Source organism: Paratractidigestivibacter sp., from assembly GCF_052362415.1.
GTDB lineage: Bacteria > Actinomycetota > Coriobacteriia > Coriobacteriales > Atopobiaceae > Paratractidigestivibacter.
Genome location: NZ_DAWEMK010000009.1, coordinates 6082 through 9316 on the forward strand (window position 1 = coordinate 6082; position 3235 = coordinate 9316).

A 3235-nucleotide genomic window follows, 5' to 3' on the forward strand; every position below is an offset into this window, starting at 1 on the left:
CATAGGCCCCCGCAACAAAGCTGGCAATAATCGGCAGGTTCGAGGTCTTAAGAATCTCGTCAAAAGGACCCTCGATAAACTCCTCGATTGCGCTCTCTCCTTTGCGGCGGCACACGAAAACAGCGACCGAGCCGTCGCGCACACGCAGAGAGGAGCCCCAGCGAATCGCGTTTTCGCGACGGGTAATGCCCGCAGGACGCCATTTCCAGATCAGGTAGTCCTTCTCGTCGCAGCGAATCTCGTCCATGAGACCAGGGTTGCTAGGCATGGCTACCTCTCCTTCTTCTGTAGATAGAAGAAGAGTCCAATCAGAATTGCGACGGAGATCAAGGCCAATGGATGGGATAGAACCTTAGACAAACCGGAGAAGAACCCCGTTCCAAGCTGCGCGATGAGTATAAACGCATATAGAATGATGAAGGCCCAGAGAACTTTCCCGCACCCTCCAAGCTTGAGAACGTGCTCCTCAGCAGATTTCACGGCATTCTTTGCGGATCCGACAGCACTCTGAACGCTGGCGATCTTTTCCTCCCGGTCAGCGCGGGTGAGTTCCGAAAGGTCGTAGCCGCAAAGAGGACACACCTTATCCAGCGGGGAAATCGGCTCGCCGCAGGCAGGGCACTTGTCTCTCCGTGGACGCTTCTTGCTTTGAATCGACTGTGAGGGTTCCGCATCATCGGCGTCTTCCTCGTAAGGGGCTCCACACTTACGGCAAAACAAATCGCCGTCAAGGATCTCGTTGCCGCATTTCTTGCAATAAATCAATTCGACTCCCCTTAAATGGCTTCACCGGCAGGCAGCCATACCGAAGCCGCCCGCCGGTATCAAACAACTTCAGCGAAAAAACGCCCTAGTTCGTGGCGTAGTCCATATATGCGTCCGTAATCTGAGTGCCGTAGTCCGTATACACCTGGTACAGCTTCTGGCTCCACTCGTCATAAACGGAGTATTCATCGCCGTTGCGGTACATGATCTTCGCCATTTTTTCAACGCCCTCGTTCGCAATCTCGGCGAGCTTTTCCACTTTCTTGTTGCTAATCTCTGCGAGCGAGTCAGTCTGACCGTCGGAACCATCGGCCTCTGCCTTGAACTCGTCGATCAGAGTTGGAGTGGCATCAATGATTTTCTGGCTATACTCGCCGTAAACATCCTCATATGATTCGCCTGCACCTATAAGGGAGTCCACGACGCTCTTCCCCTCGTTCTTCAGGTTATCGGCAACGTTTTCGACTTCACTCTTTTTCTCCGATGATTCTGTCATCTGGCCTTGTTCCGAGGAAGAGGGCTCAGTTTTATTTGAGGATGAACCGCAAGCCCCCAGCGATATGGCAAGCAAACCAGTGATTGCGACGGCAATTAATTTCTTCATACGATGCTCCGTTCAGTAGGACGCCGATTGCTGGCTTCCATTCTGAAAAGCACCTTGCTCGAATTCCTCAGTTGCCAACTGAATCTGGCGAGCTATTCCGCGAACGGCCCGCAGCCGCCTACCACGGCTGGGCATGAACCTCGACAGTCGCGTAGTCGGGCGCGGCGTAGTCCGTTATGGAGAAGGGCGCAGACTCGCCGGCGGCTGGGACGGTTGTGAGGAAGTCGGTCGTGCCGCCCACGATCCGGCCCGCGTCGTCGCGCAACACGGAAGTGAGCATCACCGCGTTGGACAGCGGAGCAGACCTGCTCCATGAGCCGTCGCTGCTCAACGAAACGCTGCCCGTAATCGTCAGCCCACCAAACGAATTGGCCTTCGCCGAGACGTCCGAAACGTCGAGCGAGATCGGCATCGTCACCCGACGCTCCTTGGTCGTGGCCCCGGCCTCAAGCGCGACCTCGACTCTGGCAGTCGTTCCTGCCTCCGCGGTCGACTGAACGTAGATGTACGAGACCTGTCCCGGAAGGCAAACCATCGCGCCTTGTTCCTCCGTAAAGGTCTGCGCACCGGCGGCGTCATAGCCCGTCACGCGAATAATCGGCATGTCAACAGCCATGTTTTCGCTCGTGTTCTGCAAGCCGACGACCGCATGGACGTAACCCATCGAGTCGACAGACCAGCCGTACTCGGCGATTTTGAGCGGTAGATCGTCGACGGGGACCGCGCCTGGTTCCGCCGACGTCGACGTCGACGTTGGCGTCACCGCCGCTCCACCCGAGTCAGCCGACACGCCGTGCCCTTCTTTCCCCCACCCGAGCACAAAGAAGAGCGCCAGGGCAACGGCAAGAAGCGCCACCGCGATTGCCAAGACGATCGCCTTCGCGGGCAGCGCCTTCCGAGCAGCCGCCGAGCGCACGGCAGGCGAGGCACCGCCACCCGCGGGCGCGCCGACCTCCGCGTCGCCGCATCTCCCAAGGGCGCGGGCCATCTCGGCCGCGCTCTGGTACCTGGAGCTCGGTTCGAACGCGCATGCCCGAGCAACAACCTCCGCAAGACGCGAATCGGTCGCATCGGTGTCCCGCAGGGCCCGCTCGTACTCGTCCCCGTCCGGCTGCAGGCCCGTGAGCATGTACCCGAGCAATTTGCCGATGGCATACACGTCGGAGCGCGCGTCGGTCTGAGCGAAGCCGTACTGTTCCGGCGAGGCGAAGCCGCGTGTGCCGAGCGACGTCGTGTCGCGAGAAGCGCCTTCGACGCGCATGCGGGCGATGCCAAGGTCGATGAGGTGCGCACCGTCGGCGGCAACGATGACGTTGCGGGGACTCAGGTCGCGGTGAACCACCCCGCGCGAGTGGAGCGCCGCCGCGGCCTCGCAGATGTCCGCGGCAAGGTTCGCCGCCTCCTGCGGGGCGAGGCGCTTCTTTGCCGTCACGAGTTCCTCGAGCGTCTGCCCGGGAACGAAGTCGTACACGACCACGAACTGGTCGGGCAACGAGTACGTGGCCTCCACCTTGGGAAGACGAGCGCAGCCGCACGACTCGATGAGGGACCAGACACCTTGATTGGCGAGTTTGCTCGGGATCTTCTTTCTAACGAACGGGCCAGCGCCGTCGATGGTCACGAGCTCGGTCACGCCACCGGCACCGCGAGCGAGCACGCGCTCGACGCGGTACATATCGTCGATGCTCATGGCATGCATGACCTGCTCGTCGTTCAAAACCGCCCATCCTTTTTGGCGCACCAGGGACACCCCCACAGCAGGAGCACGCGGCGCCGATACTTCAGTTTAAGCGCAGCGGGACGGTATATCTTCAGTTGACGACTGAATCGACGGGCGGCAAAACCGCAGACGGGGCGGCCGTCGAG

The 3235-nt window shown here is 60.0% G+C and carries 4 protein-coding genes; all 4 read right to left on the reverse strand.

The features are described from left to right. The coding region (locus ACT84W_RS01895; protein ID WP_444328011.1) for a hypothetical protein at window positions 1-268 on the reverse strand (268 nt) is incomplete at its 3' end. Between the two features lie 2 nt (window positions 269-270). Continuing rightward, entirely contained in the window at window positions 271-765 is a 495-nt protein-coding gene (locus tag ACT84W_RS01900; RefSeq protein WP_444328012.1) for a zinc ribbon domain-containing protein, read from the reverse strand. A gap of 85 nt (window positions 766-850) precedes the next feature. Further along, complete coding sequence (locus ACT84W_RS01905; protein ID WP_444328013.1) at window positions 851-1369, reverse strand: hypothetical protein; 519 nt, start codon at window positions 1367-1369, stop codon at window positions 851-853. 118 nt (window positions 1370-1487) lie between these two features. Next, window positions 1488-3086, reverse strand: coding sequence for a serine/threonine protein kinase (locus ACT84W_RS01910; RefSeq protein WP_444328014.1), 1599 nt, complete (start codon window positions 3084-3086; stop codon window positions 1488-1490). Between the last annotated feature and the right edge of the window lie 149 nt (window positions 3087-3235).